Genomic DNA, 21,280 nt, shown 5'->3' on the forward strand with positions numbered 1-21,280 from the left:
AATAAATGAAAATTTATACTATCAACTTTCCGGCCGGGCGGTTTGAGCGGTAATAGTAGGTTGAACGGTAATAGTAAGTTGAGCGGTAATAGTAGGTTGAGCAGTTGTGGTAATTTGAGCGGTCATGATAGTAAGAAAGTAAGAGTGGTAGCCACAGGACGAGACCTAAAGGGAGAGAAAACTTAAAATGGCAGATACATCGGATCTACTTATTTTCTGGGCTGTAGTTATGGCACGTTTCTTTATACCGCTAGCTATTCCCAGATATCCTCTTCCGGCGATAATAGCTTCTCTAAGCCTCGATACTATAGACCAGACAATCTTCCAGCAATTTACCAGCCTGCCTCTTGAAGGCTATCAGGGCTACGACAAGGCTCTGGACATCTATTACCTGACTATTACATACCTTTCAACCCTGCGGAATTGGTCAAACTTTTTCGCTTTCGAAGTAAGCCGATTCCTTTTTTACTACAGGCTGCTCGGCGTGACCCTTTTCGAACTAACACAACTACGTCCTCTACTGCTGATCTTTCCCAACACTTTTGAGTACTTCTTTATTTTTTACGAGGCCGTCCGCCTGAAATGGGATCCGCTGGTGCTTACAAAAAAGAAATTAATTGCCGCTGCAGCTCTGATATGGATCTTTATCAAGCTTCCGCAGGAATACTGGATACATATCGCCAAACTGGACACAACCGACTGGATAAAAGCCAACCCTTCAAACGCACTGATTCTGATTGGCTGGGCTTTATTCCTGCTAGCAATGGCATGGTGGCTGCTGCGGGACCTGCCTTCTATGAGACCTAGCTTTTCAATTGCTGGCGATCCTGTCTCTGTCGTCTCGAAAGATATATCCGGACCCGCCATTGAAAACAGTCTCCCGGAACTTAATTCTTCAGAAAATTTCTTCAATAATGCCCTTATAGAGAAAATAGTGCTGGTATCCCTCCTGAGCATAATCTTTGCCCAGGTGCTTCCCGAGGTAAGATCAAGCAACTTACAGCTTGCTATAGGTATTGCTCTTCTCATCGTGATAAACACCGCATTGAGCCATTGGCTCGCCATGCGTGGGACCCACTGGAAATCTATCATACGAGAGTTTATAGTGATGTCCATCGTGAACTTTGGCATAATTCTCGTATTCAATTTCCTGCTGCCCAGGTACAATGGTTCAATCAACCTTTTTAATACACTTTTTTTTGTCCTCCTCCTTACCCTGAACGTAGCCCTTTATGACAGGTACAGAGCGTTACATATGAGTAATCGAATCGGAAAATAAAGTCATATTCCGGATTTTGTCCTGAGGATATTTTTAAAATATCTTAATCCTGTTACTCCGAAAGCTTTGTAATTAATTATACTCAGTTGAAGAGCTCCAGTTTTCATAACTATTCATAAATAGTCAGTTTTTACAAATTATATATTTTATTTATAGAACTAGATTTTCCTTAAAAAATAGCCCTTTAGCCACGATTAGAAGTTTCTGGTGTGAAACAGGAAGTTTCCCTGTGGGAATAAGAGGCAACTTAGATAAGTATTAATCATTAAAAAAAATTAAAATATGATGAGAGAATTAAATAAGTATATGAAAACAGAATTGAGAAATGATTTGATTTCACTAATTGGTTGGTTTATTCTCTGGTTTATAGTCAGGAGTTATGTGAATTCCCATGTTACTTAATTCTAGAACTCGAAAAAGAGAATTCCTGAAGGCTGCCTGAAACAATTTTTTGATTAAGCCGCCAGATTTTCCGAAATACAGGACAGGGGATGCAAAGGGGCAGATGTCAGGAGGTCCAATGTATTACATAAAAAACGGGCTTGGGCAAAAAATGTACAGTGGTATTCGACACTCTTTGCCATTTTCGGGGTAGATGTAGCACTTTTCTGAATAGGAACCATTCCGCAGGTAAATGCCATTGTAGACTCTGACAGGATTGCTTTTGATATCCCTGAAGCCCTGAGCGCGGCTGTAATAAGTCTTTTTGTAACATTTTGTGACTCTTGGCGGGATCAGGAGGATTGCCAGCCGTATCCCAGTTTTCGGTGCCCTTTATGGCAATAGGTTATATGCTCAGCTGCCTCACTATTGCCGGCTAAACCTTGAAAAGCTTACGGAAACTCTCATACTGATAATAAATTCCGCTTTTACAGGGACCGTTGCCAGGGCGGTTTTCCTGGAGCAGGGGTGACGCTTGCGATCAGAATGAGAATTACCAGGAGAATTTTCTCAAATGAATCAGGCCTCGAGAGGCCCCATAGCTGCTGCAGCTACAAAGGTAAAAGAGCCTGCCAGACAGGGGCTCATTTCCACAACAGGGACTTTTTTAGATACTATTTTCATCTGTTTCATGACCGGAACAGTGTTAGTCATGACAGATTCCTGGACAGGCGACCTTGAAGGTGCCTGTATGACAAGCTACTCTTTTTCCACAGCACTTGCCGAAGCCGGGAACTACATTGTGACAGTCGGGCTCATCTTCTTTGCGTTTACAACTATCCTTAGGAACTCTATGGAGATGCTGTACGGAATTCCTGGTAGGGGTAAAAGGAATCCTTACAGGATTAGTTTACATCCTGATTGTTGCGTCAGGCGCCTTCCTGGCCCTGGATGTAATCTGGATATTTGCAGATATGCTTGAATATCAGATGTTCTAAAGAAAATTTGGGATATATAAAGTTATAAGTATTGCATATTGAGTAAATCTATAGTATTCTTGCAGGTTTTTCTGGAAAGCAGGTAAGATTTTAATAAATATGCCGGAAAGGCCGGAATAAATATGGTCCATGGATAATTAATGAGAAGACTCGGCTACTTAATATCTGCTTTTATTTAAAAGAAGTTTCTTATTTATAGTTCTCGATATATTATATTCATTGGATCTTTAATATATAGTGATACAATTAAAAATCACTTTCATCGGCAAACAAACCATCAGCACATAAAATAAGGATAAAATTTACCCATACTAATAAGGGTAGAATATACAAATAGATTTTTTCCAGAAATAAATCTGGACAATTGATTAGTAAAATAATGTTCCCAAAGTGTATCTGCCGACGGAAAGCATATCGGAAAACGAGCAGCCTTAAAATTGTATCAAAATAGGTAAAGTTCAGAGAGTATCGGGAAATAAACGGAAAATAAACTGAGGTTCTGTATCGGATTGCAGAATCAATGAGGCCTATAGTATTATTCCGTAATGTATTCAAGAAGACTAAAAAAGTATTTGTAGCTGCTAACTGTAGGAAATAAAGAATTCATAGTCATCAATTCAAGACAAATGAATCCAGGAAATTTGTCCATTATGTCTCGAATAGATGTCTATGAGACTATTTTTTTCAAGCTGCTTAGAAGTTGAAATACTGTTTGAAATCGAAGCAGAGTATGTTTAATATTATATTTATATAGATTGGCATTATATTTTCCTCCATTCTTTTATATTATTCAGGCTTTGTAGAAATTCCCTCTAAATTGAGGTTATCAGATTAAAATTAATCTCAAAACCTCGAGTTGCAATTTCAGTTATAGTTTTGAGAAGTTATAATCTCAGATTTCTACAAAGCCTGAATGAGAATTCATAGTAGCCACCAGTGCAAGATAAAATGAATTCGCGAAATTTGTCCATTATATCTCGAAAAAGTAGCTATTATAATACTTCTTTCCAAGATATTTAGAGGAAGTAGAAGAAGTTTTGTGTGAACTTCTGACACAGGAAATTGATATTGCCCACAATAATAATCATTGTATTTTCCCCCTATCCAATTTATCTTTTTATACTTTTTCTTTACGTATAATTTAGATAGCCATCAGTTCAAGACAAAATGAATTCACGGGATTTGTCCATCACATCTCGAAAGGCGGCTATTATGATTATTTTTCCAGGATGTTTTATTATGTTATATTCCTAGCAATTTATTTTTAAATTATTTTAGGAGCCGATCTTAATTTTAAGACTGACATACCTAAATTTTAATTGCTAGTGAGTATATAACACATATAGTTTTAGTTTATATAAAGCTTGTAGAATAAATTTTACTTACTATTAAATAGTCCTCGAAAAACTGGACGAATTTCTCGGGCATATAGAGACATACTCTCTCATTTAATTTATTCCACGATATTACTTTAAATGAATAGTAATATAAGGAATTTAATATGTTATTTTTATTAAATAAAACCATATAGGGCTTATTATGAGTAAAAAAGTCCTAAATTATGCATAAACATAGATAGAATCTTTAAAAATGGTTAATTTACTGAAATAATTGAGTATTAGATTCTAAATACAAAATATATTACTATATAATTTTTATTTAAATGAATACTATTTTTCCAAAAAGCTAAGAGCCATATTCATTCTATGGATGCATATTTGGGGATTTTTTGTTTTTCTGCAATCCAATCATCCTGAAGAAGAGTCTCTTGCCTTCAAATTCCTAACATTCCGATTAATTCTTTCGCCCACTTCAACTTCTTTTTTTTAATCGGGTTCACTCCCGAATCTTCAAAATCAAATCCAGCAAGTCTGACACTCTTAGCCCTGAACTCCTTTGCAACAAAAACGCATCGGTCTCCGTCACTGAATCCTCCAAAATTGTAGACCTTATCAAAAGGCTGTGTCTGGGTAGTTGCAATGAAGCGCTTAAAGCGGGGTACATATTTTTTTAGCTTATAAATATTGTCCCCGTGAGCGTGAATCAGGACTATTGAGCCCTGTTCGCAGGCGAGGATCTCTTTTTCAATATCAGCTTCGGAATTGCCGTCAAGGTCGGTGCAGATGACTTCAGGCACAATGCCCATATCCATAAGGACTGCGGCTGCTCCGTCGGCTGCAATGACCGTAAAGGCAGAAAAATTGATCGCCGAAAGGTCGTTCCTGAGTTTTGGAGCATTTCCGCACACCAGGACAGGCTTTCCGGAAATTACGGCTTTGAGTTCAGAGAGCTTGGCAGTGTTTTTCTCTGTCAGCATGCGGGAAAGGAATAAAGCTGCCTCTTCATCACTTTCGCGGTCGAACCCGAAATCTTCAAGGATTCTTTCGTAAATCGGCTCCCAGACAGCAAAATCCGTATCAATCACTTCCCTTCCTATTTATTTAATTTTAAGCTTCAATTTTCGTATTAAGTTACTTTTTAAAGCTTATTTCTTGTTGGAGTTTATTTCTTTGCAATACCCATCTTCATGGCAATGCCTTCAACATCCCAGTCCTTTACAAGGGCACCGGAAACATCGACATCACTGCCGAGGTCAAAGGTATCGGCTCTTACCTCTTCTGCGATAAGGTTCTTCAGGGTTTCAACGAACTTCAAGACCCTCTCGTCTTCGATCCGGACAGAAATACGGATATTTTCGTCCACCACAAGGTCAAGTTCCTTTCGCATATCTTGAAGCCTGCGAATTACTTCCCTTGAATATCCTTCGGCTTCCAGTTCAGGAGTCAGGTTTGCATCCACATAGACAAGGCCTGCGTCAGATTCTGCGCTTGCCGTACCTTCCGGCAGGGTTTCTTTGAAATTTGCCATGCCTGGATTTACTGTAACAGTTGTCCCGTCTGCAAGTGAGAGTTCAAACTCGCCGGAGTCTGCAAAGGCTTTCTTCAGAGCAATGCCGTCAACTTTTTTCAGGGCAGAGATGACTTTTCCTGCTTCCTTTTTGAAAACAGGGCCTATCTTGCCTGGATCAGGGATCACTTCAAGCCCGAGTTCCTCCCAGCTTTTGCCAGCGCCTGTCAGAATAATCGCCTTTGAATTTGTCTGGTCCATAAGTACTGAACGCAGCCTCTCGACAGCCTTTGCCGTACCCTCATTTTCGGGAGAGACAATTATTCTGGATATAGGCCACCTGAGCTTTCTTCCTGCTTTCTGGCGAGCATTTGAGGCGGCTTCTACAATGGAGCGGACAGTGTCCATGGCTGCTTCGAGTTCAGGGTCCAGATAAGCTTCATTAACCGTCGGCCAGTCGCACATATGGACCGAATCGACAGCATTCGGATCTACGTTTCGGATCAGGTTCTGGTACATCTCTTCAGCCAGGTAGGGCATGAAAGGAGAGATCAGTTTCGTGAGGGTTACGTAGACCTCGTAAAGCACGCAATAAGCTGCAAGCTTGTCAGGGTCATCAGCTTCAGTCCAGGTTCTCGGGCGGATAAGCTGAATATACCAGCGGGAGAGGTCTTCCAGAGTAAACTCCAGGATTTCGCGGACTGCTTTATGCAGCAGGTACCCGCTCATTGCTTCGTTTACGGCTTTGACAACGGATTGGGCTCTTGAAAGAATCCACCTGTCTTCCTCACGGAGGGCGTCTTTTACCGAATCCAGGCTAACCTTCATCGGGTCAAAATTGTCGAGCGCCATGTAGGGCAGCGGGAACCTGAAGACGTTCCAGAGGATATTGATTGAGCGGTGGACGGTTTCAACTTCTTCAAGGTTGAATTTCAGGTCTTCCCAGGGTGCGCTTGAGGAAAGCACATAGGCACGCAGGGTATCGGCCCCGAACCGTTCTATAATATCAAGAGGGGAAACCACGTTTCCAAGGCTCTTGGACATCTTCTTTCCACCTGCGTCAAGAGTAAAGCCGTGCATGAGCACACTCTTATACGGAGCCCGTCCGAAGCCGACCATGCTTGCTCCGAGCTGCGAATAGAACCAGCCACGAGTCTGATCGTGCCCCTCGGTAATGAAATCAGCTGGCCACCATTCATCGAACTGTTCCCTGGTCTGCGGGAACTTCAGGGTTGCCCAGGAAGCGACAGCCGAATCAAACCAGACGTCAAAAACGTCTTCAACTCGCTTTTTCTCTCCGCCGCACTCACAGGGGATCATGACCTTGTCCACATAGGGACGGTGAAGTTCGATATCGCTGCTTGCTCCGGATTTCTCCAGCATTTCGGCTTTGGTTCCTATTACCTCAAGTTTTCCGCACTTCTTACACTTCCAGACCGGAATCGGGATTCCCCAGTAGCGCTGCCTGGAAATGCACCAATCCCGAGCGCCTTCGACCCAGGTTCTGAATCGGGCTGAACCTGCCCAGTCAGGATACCAATCTACGGCATCGATTTCCTCAAGCATTTTAGCCTTTATCTCGGTAATTTTAAGGAACCACTGTTCGGTTGCAAGGTAAATAATAGGAGTTTTGCAGCGCCAGCAGTGCCCGTACCTGTGCGTGACAGTCCCTTCTGCAAGAAGCCTGTTGCGTTCCCTGAGGTCTTCAATGACGATAGGGTTTGCTTCCCTAACGTTCTTGCCCTCGTATTCCCCGGCTTCGTCGGTATAGGAGCCGTTAGGGCCCACAGGGCAGAGAATAGGAAGTTTATACTTCATACCAACGTTGAAATCGTCCGTACCATGCCCTGGCGCAATGTGTACACAGCCCGTATTTTCTACGGTTACGAAATCCGCAAGGTAAACGCCGTGCTTAATCCCGTTCTGTACAGGCACCAAATCCCCAACAGGGCTTTCATACTCAAGCGTTGTAAGGTCTTCCCCGAGCATTGTCTCAAGCACTTCATAGTCAACATACCTGCCCTGTTTGAGGACATTTTTGATCAGGTCTGTGGCTGCAATGAGGATTTCTTCCGAGCCGTCCTGCCTGATTGCCCTGAATTTCGAGTATTCGAAACCCGGATGTACAGCTACAGCCACGTTTGCAGGAATTGTCCAGGGGGTTGTTGTCCAGATCACGATGAAGGTATTTTCCTCACCTTTGATCTTAAACTTTACATAGATAGAAGGATCGATTCGCTCGGCATATTCAACCTCGGAATCTGCAATTGCAGTCTCACAGCGCGGACACCAGTTAACTGAACGCTTGCCCACATCCAGGAGGTTTTTCTCTTGAGCTTGTTTGAGGGTCCACCAGGCAGCTTCGATATAGTCGTCTTTTAAGGTCATGTAGGGATCTGACCACTGCAGCCAGACTCCAAGCCTCTGAAACTGCTCGGTCATTGCCTGCTTCTGGGTGATGGCAAATTCCTTACACTTCTCAATAAAATTTTCTACCCCAAAGCTCTCAATATCCTTCTTGGACTTGAAGCCCAACAAACCTTCTACTTTGACCTCGATCGGCAGGCCATGCATATCCCAACCAGGGCGTTCGAGGATGTTGCGGTTATTCATGGAATAATAGCGGAGAATGGAATCTTTGATGATCTTGTTCCAGGCAGTCCCCAGATGGATATGCCCGGTTGTATACGGGGGTCCGTCAACAAAAAAAAGCCTTTTTCCGGTCTTGCGGTGCTCCCGAGTTTTTCGATAAGCATCGCTGTCTTCCCAGAACTCCGTTACTTTTTTCTCAATTTGTTCTGCATCGTACTTGGCAGTGATTTCTTTTATCATATGGGACTCTCCCTGATGAAGGATTAGCTAAAGTGAAAATACGGCAAGTGCAGGCCCTATCCTGCATCTGCCCGATGACTGCTGATAATAAACTGCCAACCGGTAGCTAATGACAAAATCTACTACCTTGACAAAATCTACTATCAGCCTCTTAATATATGAAATTTCAAACAAGTATCTGACGAACATAATATCCGTATCGAGAAAGCAAATCTGCGCCTGCCCGAAAAAGAAACGGATCTTCCGTACGCCAATCAATTTATTCAGTAATTACTGTACTTAATTTAAGCTTTGTTATAGCGCAAGCCTTTTCAGAAAAGGCTTGAGCGAAAACGGCGCAATGTTTGAGTTTGAGAGCCTATCCCAAACCCCTATCAGCGGCACAAGCTTTTTTTAAAAAGTATGATCAAATCAGGAAAACGGCGTGATTCAAGATTACGTGCCGTCCGTGCACTATGAAATAACTTTGAATTCCCAAAAACCTTTTCAAAAAAGGTTTGATCGAAAAACCCCTCGCAGCGGCGTGATCAACCGGCGCAACGGTTGAGGGAAAAAAGAGGAGAAGATTTGCCCCTCGTTTAAAAGCTTAACTGCAGAAACAATAGGTACAGAAGGGATTCATGTCTGCAGCTTCGAGTGGAGTAAATTTTTCGTTTTGTTCTGCTTTTACTTCAGGGTTCGCTTTTACTTCAGGGTCCTCCACATTGCAGCAATTTTCTCTATATCTATATGGGTGTAGCCTTCTTCTTTTATATTCCACTTAAGGCTTAGGACTCCGTCATTGCACTCGGCAGCAACCCCTCTGTATGTAGTCCTCCCTCCAATATCGATTTCGACTTCTTTACCCAGATAATACTTTTCAATGAACTCCTGCTTCATTATTTTCAACTCCCGATTTTTACTTTTCCGGATGAGATCCGAAAAGACAATTACCAAGATATAGTTTCAGAAAGTATATTATACTTAAAAAAACAGGGCTTCTGAACACAGTTTCTTTATCCAGAACTAAAAAAGATGTCAGCTGTTAAAGCCTGCTTCAAAGCTGACCTGGATATTCGGGAAACCGGCTTAAATAGCGGTTCAGAGCCCTGAACCATCTCCTTTTAGCAAGAAAATGTGGTTCAGAGCCCTGAATATATCCCTTTTAGCTCAAAGAGCTGACTCAGGTTCATTAAACTCTGTTTCAGGCTCCTGGACAGAAGCATCAAAAAAGGGAATTTCTGCACCTACAAACCAGGTTTCAAGGAAACTCAACAGGTGGTACTTCAGGAAAACGGTAAGAGGCACACCAAGGAAGAGCAGGGTTCCGAAAATCAAAGCCAGCTCTATAAGGACAAAGGGGATCAGGAGTATCCAGCTAAGAGGGTCCGATAGCAGAGAAGAAAAGAGGAAGTACAGAATTCCGTCAGTAACAAGGAAAACCAGTCCAAGAACCAGCAGAACAATTCCGAAAAGGAAAACTGTAAGGATGGCTATTCCTATCCCGAGCAGGAACCTGGTAAACCAGTAGACCACAATCTCCTGCCAGCTTTTCCTGAAATTCGCAAAAACAAGTCCGAAAGCCGAAAGAATCCCGGTTTTCCGGTAAATGGATAGAGGGATTGCAAGGCTTAAAAAAGAACTTATTGCACCTACAACCAGGATCAGCACAAAAATTACACCAACAATCCAGAAAATTCCTCCCACCACCGCAGGCAAGGCAAAATCCGAGGGCCTTTTGAGGATGCCCGGAATAAAAGGCAGTGCAGCTATTCCTAAGAGTGCGAGAAATACAAGCCCCAGGGCTAAACGCACCAGCAAAAGATAGAATCCCTTTCCCAGGAACCTTCGTGAATAATTCCAGAATTTCACTTCGTTCCTTACCAGGGATTCCACAAAAACAAATTCCATGACACTGGAAATGTATAAAAAAATCAAAGCTAAGAGAAGAATGAAAACTATTGCTGTTATTATAATTGCCGAGGGAGACACAGACTGGATATAACTGAGCCCGATCTCATTCGAGCCAAAGGGAAATACAGGCATTCTGCCAGGCTCGATATTCGGAAAATTGTTATTAAAATCTTCGGGACCCATCCGGTAGTTGGTACCCGAACCTCCGTAACTCGAGCCAATGCCACCTAAGAGTAAAATAATAATTGCGAGTTTTGCCCATTTCCAGAAATCAAAAGGTTCAAAAAGGGCTTTTCTTGTCCTTGAAAAAGCTCTATCCACCGCATCTATTGCATACCAGCTCATAATGTAGAATTTTACTCAGAAGATAAATAATTATCCTGAGAGTTAAATTCTAAATTTTTCAGATAGTTTCTCAGAAAAGCTCTGAGATGCCCGAAAATAAGAACTATAGAGATTATTGTAGGACTTACGCAGTTGAACAAAAAACCAGTAGCATGAAGTGCCAAACTGTCTAAAGCACAATATTCCTGGCAAGCCCTCATGTGCTTGGTTTTACTTCTCAAGTGCGTAACTCCTATATTGTATACAAAGCCCCTATTACCTTTTCGCTTGCAACGACTACCAGGAGCCGGCCTTGAGTTGTTATATTACCTTAAACGCGGCCGCGAGGGTGGGACAGTGCTTCAAAGCCTGAGACTACTTCAAACAGCTCCTCGTCGATGCCGCTCTGACGCAAACGGTAGAATGTTCCTTTGAGGTTATCAAGCAATTCATCGATATTTTTGTCGGCGCGTTGCATCGCTGCCAGCCGGCTCGCATTTTCACTCGCAAGGGATTCGGCGCACGCCCGAAAGAGTGAGACAAAAAGGTATTCGTTGATTAGCGCCCGCAAGGTCTCGGCACTGTCGCCTATTACCTCGGAGAAGTTCCCGTTCGGCCAGGGAAGTTCAGCCAGTTCCTGTAGCCAAATTTCGTCCAGTGGCAATAGCCGCTGACTTGCTGGTTCATACATCGCCCCATGTTTGGGGCGATTGTAGAAGAGATAGAGTTCAGCGGCTTCCTCCTGGCTGTTGAGCTTCTCGCTCTCCACGAGAATCTGCCCTATGAGAGGGGTAATGGCCTTAACCGAATTCGGCACATCGAAGAGCCCTACCACCGGCAGGTCCGCAGCCTCCAGGCGAGCATGAACGCGCTCACCGACTGCCCATATCTGAAGTTTTCCCGGGAGAGCCGCCAGCGTCCTGACCGCATAATCGGCTACAATCTCATTAAACTGACCCACCAGTCCCTGGTCTGAACCGAACACTACCGCACCAATGGCACCGGAGTAAGTTCGTCTTTTCCGTTCTGCGGTTACTACTACTGGCGCGCTTTCCCGAAAACAGACACCGAGCCCCAGTTCCACGGTACGATAGTAGTCAGCCAGCGAACTCACCGATTTTTCGTATTGCACGATACTGGAGGATGCCACGGCTTTCATCGTTCGGACGACGGCTTGAAGATCTCCTGCTCTGCTGATCCTTCTGCGCAGACTCTCTGTCGTGTCACTCATGACTTCTCCTTGAGTTCCGAATTTGTTTTTGCCTCATTTTTGGGCCTCCTGCCCGGACTCGGGTTCAGGCCCGGACTGGAAGCTTGCAAGCGCGTTGCGGGCGATCTGGAGAATAGTTTCGCGATCCTTCTCGCTCAATTCTGCGTCGGTATCGAACCGCTCACGAACCTCCATAGGAATGTCCTCTGCAGCTTTTCGCAGAGAGGATTCAGCATCTGTCATCCGGTCAAGCGGTACGCGGTCGAAGAGTTTCGCGGTCAATGCAAGCAGAATGATGATTTGTTCGGGTACGGACACCGGAGAAGATTCCGGCTGCTTCAGGAGGGCACGGATCCGTCGCCCATGCTCTATAATCTTCTGGGTGTTTTCGTCCAGCCTGGCACCGAACCGGGTAAAGGTTTCCAGTTCCTCGAACTGTGAGTAAGCGAGCTTGAGATTGCCCGCTACATTGCGGTAGGCCTCACGCTGCGCTTTGCCGCCCACGCGTGAAACGGATTTGCCGACATCTACTGCGGGCAGCACACCCAGTTCGAACAGAGATGGCGAAAGGTAGATCTGCCCGTCCGTGATGGAAATGAGATTGGTCGGAATATAGGCAGAAATATTCTGCGCTTCGGTTTCGACAATAGGAAGGGCTGTGAGAGAACCGCCACCAAGTTCTTTACGCAGGTGCGTAGCACGCTCCAGCAACCGTGAGTGAATATAAAAAATGTCGCCGGGATAGGCTTCGCGACCCGGAGGACGGCGCAACAAAAGAGAAAGTTCACGGTAGGCACGCGCATGATGGGTGAGGTCATCGTAAACAATCAGCACATCGCGACCCTCTTCCATGAAATACTCCGCAATGGTGGTCGCGGCGTACGGAGCTACATAGGCTAGGCCTGATGGATCGTTGCCCTCGGCCACGACGACGACGGTGTAATCCATCATGCCCTTTTCACGCAGAGTTGCCACGACCCTGGCAACGGCTGAAGCGCGCTGGCCGATGGCACAATAAACGCACAGCACATTATAGTCGCGCTGATTGAGGATGGTGTCAATCGCAATGGTAGTCTTACCAGTCTGACGGTCACCCAGAATCAATTCGCGCTGGCCGCGTCCGATAGGAATGAGTGCATCGATGATTTTAAGGCCGGTCTGGAGAGGCACAGTGACCGGAGAGCGGTCCATAATGTGCGGGCTGGGGCGTTCAATGGGCAAACGCTTGCTGGAGACTACCGGCCCTTTACCATCCAGAGGCTGGCCGAGCGGGTCAATAACGCGTCCAAGCAATCGATCGCCTACGGCAACATCCATAACTCTACCAGTGCGCTCGACTTCATCGCCAGCGTGCAGATGCCAGTATTCGCCGAGCAGAACGACTCCGATTTCGTTCTCATCGACATTGAACGCGATTCCGAAAACCCCTCCAGGAAACTTTACCAGCTCTTCGAAGCCCACACCCGGAAGGCCTGAAACATTGGCGATACCTGTGGACACTGCCTTGATTACGCCCACCTCCCGTGGACTAAGTTGAGGCGTGAATGTTTCCCGTACCTTGCTTATTCCGGCGAACGTGCTGTCGAAGACGCTCTGCAGACTTTCAGGTTCCATGTTCACTGGCTCTTTTGGGGTTTTGGCTCGGATTTAATCTCTTTCTCAGACGCAGGCCCGGGGTTTGGCTCAGTTTCATCGGGTTCAGGCTCAGGCTCGGCTCCGTTTTCAGGTTTGGACTGTTCTTTAAGAAGCTCGTCAACGCCCTTTTCCAGTGACTCAAGATAAGCCTCGAGACTCCACGCTACTTTTTGTCCATTCACAGTTAGTTCGATGCCACTGATAAGATCTGGATCGATCACGAATCTGGTTTGAGCCTCCTTACCAAGAGTTTCCTGTACCGCCCCTTCGATTAAGGCACGCTGTTCGGGTGGAAGGTCAAAGGTCGTGCGAATAAGGATCGGGCTGTCAGGCGAGTTAAATTCCGAGACTAACTGCTCTCTTTCCGTATCTTTTAGCGTGTGCAGTTTTCGAACAAACACATCAACCATACGCTCTTCCAGACTTGCCCCAGCAAGATCCCCCAGCGCTTTTCTTGCAATTGCAAAAACTTCCTGTCGGGCCCGATGACTGATTTCCTGATTTAAGTTCTGTTTATCGTTTCTCAACGTTTCCTGAAGCTTTGAACTCAAGTCGGCGGCGGCCTTTCTTGCTTCATCCATAAGCCGCTGACGTTCGGCTTTAGCTTCTTCCCTCGCCCTGCTCAGGAGCGCAGAGCGCTGCCTGTCGAACTCCTCATTCTTGCGCTTGAATTCAGCTTGCTCTTTTTGGGCTTCTGCTTTTTTCGCGTCTGCGTTTGCGAGTTCATCTGCAATCCGCTTTTCCCGCGCGTCGATGGCGTTGAGAATGGGCCTGTAAAGGAAGCGCTTCAACAACCACACAAGTATGAGGAAATTTAGTACCTGTGCAATGACGGTGAACCAATCGACCAGCATAGGCTTACTTTCCTGTAGTTCAAGCTATTGCGTGGTTCCAGAACGGGTTGGCGAAGATCAGAATCATCGAGACCACGAAACAATAGATGGCTAGAGACTCGATCATCGCCAGACCCACGAACAGAGTCCGGGTGATAGTTGTTGAGGCGTCAGGTTGCTGTGCCAGTGAACTTAGCGCAGTCGCGACCGACCGCCCTTCGCTCAGGGCTGGCCCGATGACCCCTATGCTGATCGTGATGCCGGAGGTGACAATCGATGCCACCGCGATGGTAGTCGTATAAGTATCCATAGCATCTCCTTTTGCAGTTAGCGTTATTGTTTCATTTCAAATAGTATGCTCCGGTTCAGGCCCGGGCTTGTGGGTGCGTGTGGCGGCAGCAATGTAAACTGTGGCCAGGATGCTGAAGATGTATGCCTGCACCATGCCAGTGAGCAGACCGAGAGCAGTCATAATAATCGGAAAGATCAAGGGTGTGATAATTAGCAAAATGCCAAGAATCATCGACCCGCTCATCATGTTGCCGAACAGACGAATAGCCAGAGCCAGCGTGCGGGAGAGTTCGCTGATGATATTAAACGGCAGCATGATCAATGTCGGCTTCGTGTATGATTTGAGGTAGTCTCCTAATCCTTGCTCCTCTATACCGAATATCGGCACTGCGACAAACACACATAACGCGAGCGCTGCAGTTGTTGAGAGCGATCCGGTTGGCGGCTCGTAATCCGGAACGAGAGTAAAGAGAGTGGCCATGGCAATGAAAAGAAAGAGCGTGCCCAGAAAACCGATATACTTCCGCGGTTTACTCAGGCCCACATCTTCAATTTGGTCCAGAATGCCTGTGACAATAATTTCCAGAAGGTTCTGCCAGCGGGAACTTTCCAGACCTGTGGAAAGTTTGCGCGTAATAATTTTTGAGCTGACCGCGAGCACAACCATCAGTACCCAGGTGAACACAATAGTGGCGTTGAGCTTGAGGAAACCGTACTGCCAAAAAACCAGCTCGTCAGGACTAAGTCGCATGAGTGGTCTCCTTTGTCAATTGATTTGGTTCTTCCTCAGGCTGTCGGGTGAGCCGCACCACGATACGACGTGCAATGATAAAACCAAGAAGGCATATGATTAACCTCTCCCAATGGTTGTCCGAGGTAAAATAAAATCCGACCATGACGGTGCTTGTCCTCAATAGCAAGCTGCCGAGGAACCAAAGCGCAGGTTGTTTGGACGAAGGCCCTTTCTGAACCGTCCACCAAAGGCCACCAAAGAAAATCACTCCAAGCAAAAAGCCTGCTGCCAGAGCAAGGATGAGACTCAAAGTTTCACTCATCGTTATCCTCCTGTTCCTCTTTTATTTCCTGGTGTTCTCTGGCCACCCAATGCCACGCATTCAAACAGCCGATGAACAGGCCGATTATCAGCATCATGAGGGTCCAGGAATATCTTCCGGGATAGTGCTCGTCCAGCCAGAGGCCAAGTACCGTGCCCAGAAGCATTGGAATCACCACCGACCAGCCGATAATCCCCATCATGCCCAAGCCAAACCAGACATTCCGCTTGACATTACGTTGTGCTTTGAGTTTGTGAGCTGCCTTGGTACCAACCTGCCCGGCCAGTGTCGGCTCGTTCCTCTGTATTTTCTTTTTCGGTTCTTCAGTCATGATGAAACTCTACGAAGCGGCGAATAAATCCGCTTTCTAATTTCGCCATTGCCGAGCGCATATTCTGCTCGTACTCGTCCATGGCAAGAAACTCCTGTTCCACAGCCTCCCGCAGTTGGCGGAGATCCGTTCCGGCAATGGCATTGCGCACAGAGACCAGCACGTCCTGACCGGTCTTGATCAGGAAGCCTTCGTCGACGGCAACATATAACTCGCCCTCAGACTCGTTTTCGTAGATAAGAATCCCAGGTTCCAGGGCCGCAACGCAATCCAATCGGTGAGGCAAGAGTCCAAATGAACCGGAAGGGGTCTCTGCGACTACGCGGGATACGTCTTTCTTCTCGGCGAAGATCCGGAAAGGCAGGAGAATCTTAAGATTCATGAGTTCTGGTTTCATTTTGGCCTCCGGTTGAGGTTTTGGCTTTCGCTTCGTCAATCGCCCCGATCATATAGAGCGCACTTTCAGGGTAGTCTTTGAATTCGTCGCGCAGAATGCGTTCACAGCCATCGAGTGAGTCCTTGAGACTGATGAATTTGCCTTTGAAACCGGTAAACTGCTCAGTGGTGAAAAACGGCTGTGTGAGGAATCGCTCCAGCCTGCGGGCGCGGGCGACAATATTGCGGTCTTCCTGAGACAGCTGTTCCAGGCCGAGCATGGCGATGATATCCTTGAGTTCCGAGTATTGCGCGAGCGTCTGCCTTATTTCCTGGGCCAGGCTATAATGCCGTTTCCCTATGATGCCAGGCGTGGCCATTTTGGAACTTGACTGCAACGGATCAATGGCCGGATAAAGTCCCTCACTTGCCCTTTTGCGTGAAAGAACGATAGACGCCGAAAGATGTGAGAATGTGTGTACCGCCGCAGGATCAGTGAAATCGTCCGCAGGTACATACACGGCTTGAATTGACATGATGGCTCCGGCGTCCGTGTTTGAAATACGCTCCTCAAGCCCGGACAATTCCGTGCCCATTGTTGGCTGGTAGCCCAGGCGTGAAGGCATCTGCCCCATCAAGCCGGACACTTCCGAGCCGGCCTGGATGAACCGGAAAATGTTATCGATAAGCAACAGCACGTCGAGGTGCTCATCGTCCCGAAAATACTCTGCCATTGTCAGTGCTGCATGACCCACACGGAAACGGGCGCCTGGTGGCTCATTCATCTGGCCGAACACCATGACCATATTCGGGAGCACACCTGCAGCCTTCATGTCGCGGTAAAGCTCCTCCCCTTCACGGCAACGCTCGCCTATGCCGCAAAATATGCTTACTCCCTGGTGATGCTTGACCATATTATGAATCATCTCGGTTAGCAACACCGTCTTGCCCACGCCCGCCCCGCCGAACAGGCCAGCTTTGCCGCCACGCTCGAGTGGCACGAGCACATCGATAACCTTAATTCCTGTCTCGAAGACCTCGGATCTGGTGGATCTCCGTGAAAGCGGCGGGGGAGCCTGGTGGATTGTACGCCATTTTACATCTGAAGGTGCAGGCTTGCGGTCGATAGCATTTCCAAACACGTCGAACATTCGCGAGAGAACTCCCCTGCCGACAGGCGCTTTTAACGGCCCGCCCGTATCTTCCACAGCCATACCCCGGGCGAGACCTTCTGTAGGGGTTAGTGCAATCCCTCGGACGCGGTGAGTGTCCAGATGGGTCAAAACCTCAATGGCTATTTGTTTCTCTTTTCCTACACGCAGCAACGAGTAGATGGGGGGCAAATGTTCTTCAAAACGTATATCTACGATACTGCCACGCACCGAGACGACTTTGCCGAGATCCGAGGGATTATTTTTATTTCCCATCTGGTCATTAACAGCTTCTGTCATGTTTTCCTCGTACCCTTTCACTTTTGAAGTACCCTTTTCCGGGGCGTAACTTGTGAGGGTCAAGGGCATAGAGAATTAACATTCAATTTAGTGCCACAAAAAACACAGTGAGCAGAAAATGATAAAGAGAATATAGAATGGTATCGGTTTTCAGGCAATACCGCAGGGTATACATCGCCTTATCAACCCTGTTTTTACCGGTGAATATTTTTACCGGTCAATGTTTTTACCGGTCAATGTTTTTACCGGTCAATGTTTTTACCGGTCAATGTTTTTACCGGTCAATGTTTTTACCGGTAAGTTATTCATTGGTTTGTTCCCCTTTCCCATAAAGAAATATATCATTTAAATATATTAATTTGACTTGATATATTTTCCTGATCCTGTCTACCGCAAAAGAGAATTTAGAATTGAATATCCTATATTCCACAGTATTTTTTTGAAAATAATATTTGCGCTGGCTCACCCCGCTGCAAGCAACGGGTATGTTCGCGCCACAGCTTCAGATTCCGTAAAAGGAAACAATAACCCTGATACGATTTAGTTCGAGCAGAAGTTAACAAACAAAAAAATGGAATTGATAAATCGTATTATAAACGGTTCTCGAGAAGTTTCCCTGCCCGCACCAAGCTGCGGGGTATTCGACTGAAATAAAAAGAAGAAATGAGGCAATCCTCATTTAACTTTTACAGTTTTTGAAGAAACCAATTTTCCTTGAGCATTATACAAATACGCAGCATCGCCTTTGTTATTCCAAATGAATGAATATTTATTCCAATATAGCGTGCTTCCGGAGTTTTTACCAGTTCCGCTTCTGAGAGTTACCGAAGATTTGGATTTTAACGTATATGAAGAAAAAGTATAGGTGTGCTTCGCACCCACGTCCTTGATTTTCCAACCTTTCAGATTTACTGATGTCTTTCCCCCATTTGTAATTTGAACATATTCTTGATACGGTTTTTCACCGGAACCTCCAACATCTAAAGCACTGATATAAGCCGAGCTGGTCGAACCACTTGTCTTATCCGTGGCACCCAGAACAAAAGGAATGGTACCCAAAACTAAACACATAGCCAAAAAGATAACAACTATTCGATTTTTAGACATCTAATCACCTACAATAAATTACTACCCTAAAACAGCACAACTGTTACATAGTACAGAACTTAACTCTTTCGATTTTATAAAAAAATGAAATTAGAAAAACGATGTTAACCACCAGCAGCAACGGAAGAACGATTAACGTAAGCCTTCAAAGTGGATTCAACAGTTCTGATCAGAAACACCGAGGATAACCAGAGAAACAGGAATTCCAAGCAACTGTATCGATCTATTTTCTCGCTAAAGACAGCCTCTTGGAGAGCCTGCAGGGCCTGGCAGGGTACAATTTAACCTGCTTTCGGCAGGTGCGGCATTAAAAAGTAGAATAATTCCCTTGATGCCGTTTTTGAATATTAGCTAACTATATATTGGGTTTAAAGTTGGTTAACGTGTGGCTCAACTCCCACGACATATATAAGTACTGAATCATTTTTTCATAGAAGTTTTGTATGAGAAATTAATAATTGGTCATATGTAAACCTAACAACTGCACACAATTATGGAGCATTATTTCAAAATCGTTATCAGCAAAAATATTGAAAATTGATTGTCGACCTGCCGAATGTAGGATTTAATACTCACCCCGAAGGAAAGAGCAGTGTCGATCCCTTCAAGGTTGGATTTTAAGGAAAAGAGTGTAGCAACCAGAGCATACCTGAACAGAAAAAGCACAAGGGGAAGTCCAGGTATATTCCGGAGTACAGTTTCATTTAATCCGGAAATGAGCACAAAGATGTCTGTAAGAAGTACGAGTCCCCTATGATCAGAAGGCCTGGGGGAATTTTTTCCTTTCATGCAGGCCATCCGGCTTGGAGCCAAAAAAGGATATATTTATCCAGTTTCTTTGAGGAGTTAACTATTTTTTTCGAATGCGTTGGTAGTGTTGCAAATTTGCTATAAATTCTCTTTTCAATAACGCACAGTTTTTATGGTAAAACCTGCGTATATTCTCATTTTTCAGCAAAATTGTTGCAAAGGTGCAGAAACGACCAAACTCTAAAATTTTATTAAATTTAAAACTTATTGAATTTTACAAAGTGAGTATACAATAGTGCATAGAGCGTTTCTCCACAGCTATATATATAAATCATACGGATATTATTTATATCATAAAAAGGAGACCACACCAAAATGCGAGAGTTTACTGTCATTATCGAACAGGATGAAGACGGGATTTACATAGCTTCAGTTCCAGAACTTCCGGGATGTCATACTCAGGCTGAAACACTTGACGAAGTGAACTACCCCACCCTGCCTGATGGCGAGGACGGAGCTTCCTTCGAGTATTTACGTCATTTGAGGATAAGATTCTGGGAATCTCACCGACATCGGCAAACCTGTTTGTCGAAGATTATCAACAAATTGTTGATAGCTTGTCCACAAAGCATTTTGTGATAGGAACTTTGACATGATATTGATAGCCGAATTTCTATCTCTATCAATACAATTTCCACAATCACATGACATAGTTCTTTCCCAAAGAGGCATTTCGTGTTTCTTTCCGCAAACATAGCACTCTTTAGAAGTATAGCTTTCATCAATTTTTATTACCTTTTTACCTATAAGTTCAGCTTTATAGGTCAAAAATTCGATGAAGCGAGATAAATAACCTTGATTTTGGGTTGATCTGTTCATAGCTCGTTTTCTTTTTCCTTTAAGTTTTTTGGATTGAGCCATATTTTTGACTTTCAGATCACCAACAATAATAGTATTAGCTTTAGTATTGTTGACCATTTTCTTTGAAAGTTTATGTTGGAAATCGCTGAGTTGATTAGATTTCTTCTTCTCCATTTTTCGGTAAACACCATGCAACCTAACCCATTGTTTACTTTTCTTTTTACAATGATCTCTTTTAGATTTGATTGAATCGATTTTTGGTTGCCAATGTTTATCTGATCTCGGAGTTTTAACTTCAAAGAATTTCCCGTTTGAATTTACGGCTGTTACTATTTTTGTTATTCCGGCATCATTAGCCTGATACAAACCATTATCAAAATAATCAGGAGTAGCTACTTCATACACAACAGAAATATAGAAATCTCCCTTACCGTAAAGAGGATCATCATTATAGATTTCTATTTGTTTTATATTCTCAAACTTTTTCTTTACATCAAAAACAAGTTCAGTATCGTTGACTTTGTGAGTAAAGCACATATAATTTCTTGCTTGATAGAACCCACTTTGATTATAAGGAATTGTTTGAAAGAATTTATGACTTTTGAAATTCGGAGGACGGGCTTTAGTATCTCCATTTTTGATAAGAGCAAAAAATGATTTATAATTAGCATCAAGTTTTTTGAGAATTCCTTGAAGAACTTTTGAATAAACTATTTTGTATTCAGGATTATTTTTCTTGAATTCCGGTAGTTTGTTCTGTTGCTCCACGTATTTGATGCTTTTATTTTCGTTTTTCCATGCATCTTTTCTTTCAGCTAAAGCTAGAT

At 44.6% G+C, this 21,280-nt stretch carries 19 protein-coding genes; 3 read left to right on the forward strand and 16 right to left on the reverse strand.

Annotated elements, in window-relative coordinates; all coding sequences use genetic code 11:
* Positions 1-187: 187 nt before the first annotated feature.
* The 3 genes from RG963_RS12725 to RG963_RS12735 all read left to right on the forward strand — a co-directional run bounded on the left by RG963_RS12725 (position 188) and on the right by RG963_RS12735 (position 2,642).
* Entirely contained in the window at positions 188-1,279 is a 1,092-nt protein-coding gene (locus tag RG963_RS12725) for a hypothetical protein (RefSeq protein WP_310576652.1), read from the forward strand.
* Positions 1,280-1,784: 505 nt separating this feature from the next.
* Positions 1,785-1,874, forward strand: coding sequence for a hypothetical protein (locus tag RG963_RS12730; protein ID WP_310576671.1), 90 nt, complete (start codon positions 1,785-1,787; stop codon positions 1,872-1,874).
* Positions 1,875-2,234: 360 nt separating this feature from the next.
* Entirely contained in the window at positions 2,235-2,642 is a 408-nt protein-coding gene (locus RG963_RS12735) for an alanine:cation symporter family protein (RefSeq protein ID WP_310576653.1), read from the forward strand.
* A 1,790-nt stretch (positions 2,643-4,432) separates the two neighbouring features.
* On the opposite strand, the gene RG963_RS12740 is transcribed toward RG963_RS12735, so the two are convergent.
* From RG963_RS12740 to RG963_RS12815, 16 genes are all read right to left on the reverse strand, one after another.
* Positions 4,433-5,083 carry a 6-hydroxymethylpterin diphosphokinase MptE-like protein gene (locus RG963_RS12740; protein WP_310576654.1) on the reverse strand — a complete coding sequence of 217 codons (651 nt, stop codon included), beginning with the start codon at positions 5,081-5,083 and terminating at the stop codon, positions 4,433-4,435.
* A 77-nt stretch (positions 5,084-5,160) separates the two neighbouring features.
* Positions 5,161-8,337 (reverse strand): isoleucine--tRNA ligase, encoded by a 3,177-nt coding sequence (ileS, locus tag RG963_RS12745; protein WP_310576655.1) that lies wholly within the window; start codon positions 8,335-8,337, stop codon positions 5,161-5,163.
* 684 nt (positions 8,338-9,021) lie between these two features.
* A complete protein-coding gene (locus RG963_RS12750; RefSeq protein WP_310576656.1) occupies positions 9,022-9,216 on the reverse strand; it encodes an MM0924 family protein in 195 nt (64 codons plus the stop codon).
* Between the two features lie 270 nt (positions 9,217-9,486).
* The gene (locus tag RG963_RS12755) at positions 9,487-10,575 is read right to left on the reverse strand and encodes a DUF7544 domain-containing protein (RefSeq protein WP_310576657.1); all 1,089 of its coding nucleotides are present in this window, start codon (positions 10,573-10,575) and stop codon (positions 9,487-9,489) included.
* A gap of 310 nt (positions 10,576-10,885) precedes the next feature.
* Positions 10,886-11,785: a F0F1 ATP synthase subunit gamma gene (locus RG963_RS12760; protein ID WP_310576658.1), complete on the reverse strand. Its 900-nt coding sequence runs from the start codon at positions 11,783-11,785 to the stop codon at positions 10,886-10,888.
* 33 nt (positions 11,786-11,818) lie between these two features.
* Positions 11,819-13,378, reverse strand: coding sequence for an alternate F1F0 ATPase, F1 subunit alpha (locus RG963_RS12765; RefSeq protein WP_310576660.1), 1,560 nt, complete (start codon positions 13,376-13,378; stop codon positions 11,819-11,821).
* A 2-nt stretch (positions 13,379-13,380) separates the two neighbouring features.
* Positions 13,381-14,253 carry a F0F1 ATP synthase subunit delta gene (locus tag RG963_RS12770; protein ID WP_310576661.1) on the reverse strand — a complete coding sequence of 291 codons (873 nt, stop codon included), beginning with the start codon at positions 14,251-14,253 and terminating at the stop codon, positions 13,381-13,383.
* A 19-nt stretch (positions 14,254-14,272) separates the two neighbouring features.
* Complete coding sequence (locus RG963_RS12775; protein WP_310576662.1) at positions 14,273-14,542, reverse strand: F0F1 ATP synthase subunit C; 270 nt, start codon at positions 14,540-14,542, stop codon at positions 14,273-14,275.
* Between the two features lie 36 nt (positions 14,543-14,578).
* Positions 14,579-15,274, reverse strand: a complete 696-nt coding sequence (locus RG963_RS12780; protein ID WP_310576663.1) for a F0F1 ATP synthase subunit A — start codon at positions 15,272-15,274, stop codon at positions 14,579-14,581.
* Positions 15,264-15,578, reverse strand: coding sequence for an N-ATPase subunit AtpR (locus RG963_RS12785; RefSeq protein WP_310576664.1), 315 nt, complete (start codon positions 15,576-15,578; stop codon positions 15,264-15,266). Before RG963_RS12785 ends, RG963_RS12780 begins: the two co-directional genes overlap by 11 nt.
* On the reverse strand, positions 15,571-15,909 hold the full coding sequence (locus RG963_RS12790; RefSeq protein ID WP_310576665.1) for an AtpZ/AtpI family protein: 339 nt from the start codon (positions 15,907-15,909) through the stop codon (positions 15,571-15,573). The genes RG963_RS12785 and RG963_RS12790 overlap by 8 nt, the downstream gene beginning before the upstream one ends.
* Positions 15,902-16,306, reverse strand: a complete 405-nt coding sequence (locus tag RG963_RS12795) for a F0F1 ATP synthase subunit epsilon (RefSeq protein WP_310576666.1) — start codon at positions 16,304-16,306, stop codon at positions 15,902-15,904. Before RG963_RS12795 ends, RG963_RS12790 begins: the two co-directional genes overlap by 8 nt.
* Entirely contained in the window at positions 16,281-17,735 is a 1,455-nt protein-coding gene (gene atpD, locus RG963_RS12800) for a F0F1 ATP synthase subunit beta (protein ID WP_310576667.1), read from the reverse strand. Before atpD ends, RG963_RS12795 begins: the two co-directional genes overlap by 26 nt.
* 675 nt (positions 17,736-18,410) lie before the next feature.
* The gene (locus tag RG963_RS12805; RefSeq protein ID WP_310576668.1) at positions 18,411-18,842 is read right to left on the reverse strand and encodes a lamin tail domain-containing protein; all 432 of its coding nucleotides are present in this window, start codon (positions 18,840-18,842) and stop codon (positions 18,411-18,413) included.
* A gap of 501 nt (positions 18,843-19,343) precedes the next feature.
* Complete coding sequence (locus tag RG963_RS12810; RefSeq protein WP_310576669.1) at positions 19,344-19,631, reverse strand: DUF1616 domain-containing protein; 288 nt, start codon at positions 19,629-19,631, stop codon at positions 19,344-19,346.
* 492 nt (positions 19,632-20,123) lie between these two features.
* Positions 20,124-21,280: RNA-guided endonuclease InsQ/TnpB family protein (locus RG963_RS12815; protein ID WP_310576670.1), on the reverse strand; the 1,157-nt coding region annotated here is incomplete at its 5' end.

The organism is Methanosarcina baikalica (assembly GCF_031461075.1).
Classification (GTDB): domain Archaea; phylum Halobacteriota; class Methanosarcinia; order Methanosarcinales; family Methanosarcinaceae; genus Methanosarcina; species Methanosarcina baikalica.

Coding starts and splice junctions, on each gene's coding strand:
- RG963_RS12790 (WP_310576665.1), bottom strand. CDS start 15,909: ATGACTGAAGAACCGAAAAAGAAAATACAGAGGAACGAGCCGACACTG.
- RG963_RS12765 (WP_310576660.1), bottom strand. CDS start 13,378: ATGGAACCTGAAAGTCTGCAGAGCGTCTTCGACAGCACGTTCGCCGGA.
- RG963_RS12770 (WP_310576661.1), bottom strand. CDS start 14,253: ATGCTGGTCGATTGGTTCACCGTCATTGCACAGGTACTAAATTTCCTC.
- RG963_RS12730 (WP_310576671.1), top strand. CDS start 1,785: ATGTCAGGAGGTCCAATGTATTACATAAAAAACGGGCTTGGGCAAAAA.
- ileS (WP_310576655.1), bottom strand. CDS start 8,337: ATGATAAAAGAAATCACTGCCAAGTACGATGCAGAACAAATTGAGAAA.
- atpD (WP_310576667.1), bottom strand. CDS start 17,735: ATGACAGAAGCTGTTAATGACCAGATGGGAAATAAAAATAATCCCTCG.
- RG963_RS12795 (WP_310576666.1), bottom strand. CDS start 16,306: ATGAAACCAGAACTCATGAATCTTAAGATTCTCCTGCCTTTCCGGATC.
- RG963_RS12775 (WP_310576662.1), bottom strand. CDS start 14,542: ATGGATACTTATACGACTACCATCGCGGTGGCATCGATTGTCACCTCC.
- RG963_RS12735 (WP_310576653.1), top strand. CDS start 2,235: ATGAATCAGGCCTCGAGAGGCCCCATAGCTGCTGCAGCTACAAAGGTA.
- RG963_RS12780 (WP_310576663.1), bottom strand. CDS start 15,274: ATGCGACTTAGTCCTGACGAGCTGGTTTTTTGGCAGTACGGTTTCCTC.
- RG963_RS12810 (WP_310576669.1), bottom strand. CDS start 19,631: ATGAAAGGAAAAAATTCCCCCAGGCCTTCTGATCATAGGGGACTCGTA.
- RG963_RS12755 (WP_310576657.1), bottom strand. CDS start 10,575: ATGAGCTGGTATGCAATAGATGCGGTGGATAGAGCTTTTTCAAGGACA.
- RG963_RS12760 (WP_310576658.1), bottom strand. CDS start 11,785: ATGAGTGACACGACAGAGAGTCTGCGCAGAAGGATCAGCAGAGCAGGA.
- RG963_RS12785 (WP_310576664.1), bottom strand. CDS start 15,578: ATGAGTGAAACTTTGAGTCTCATCCTTGCTCTGGCAGCAGGCTTTTTG.
- RG963_RS12725 (WP_310576652.1), top strand. CDS start 188: ATGGCAGATACATCGGATCTACTTATTTTCTGGGCTGTAGTTATGGCA.
- RG963_RS12805 (WP_310576668.1), bottom strand. CDS start 18,842: ATGTCTAAAAATCGAATAGTTGTTATCTTTTTGGCTATGTGTTTAGTT.
- RG963_RS12750 (WP_310576656.1), bottom strand. CDS start 9,216: ATGAAGCAGGAGTTCATTGAAAAGTATTATCTGGGTAAAGAAGTCGAA.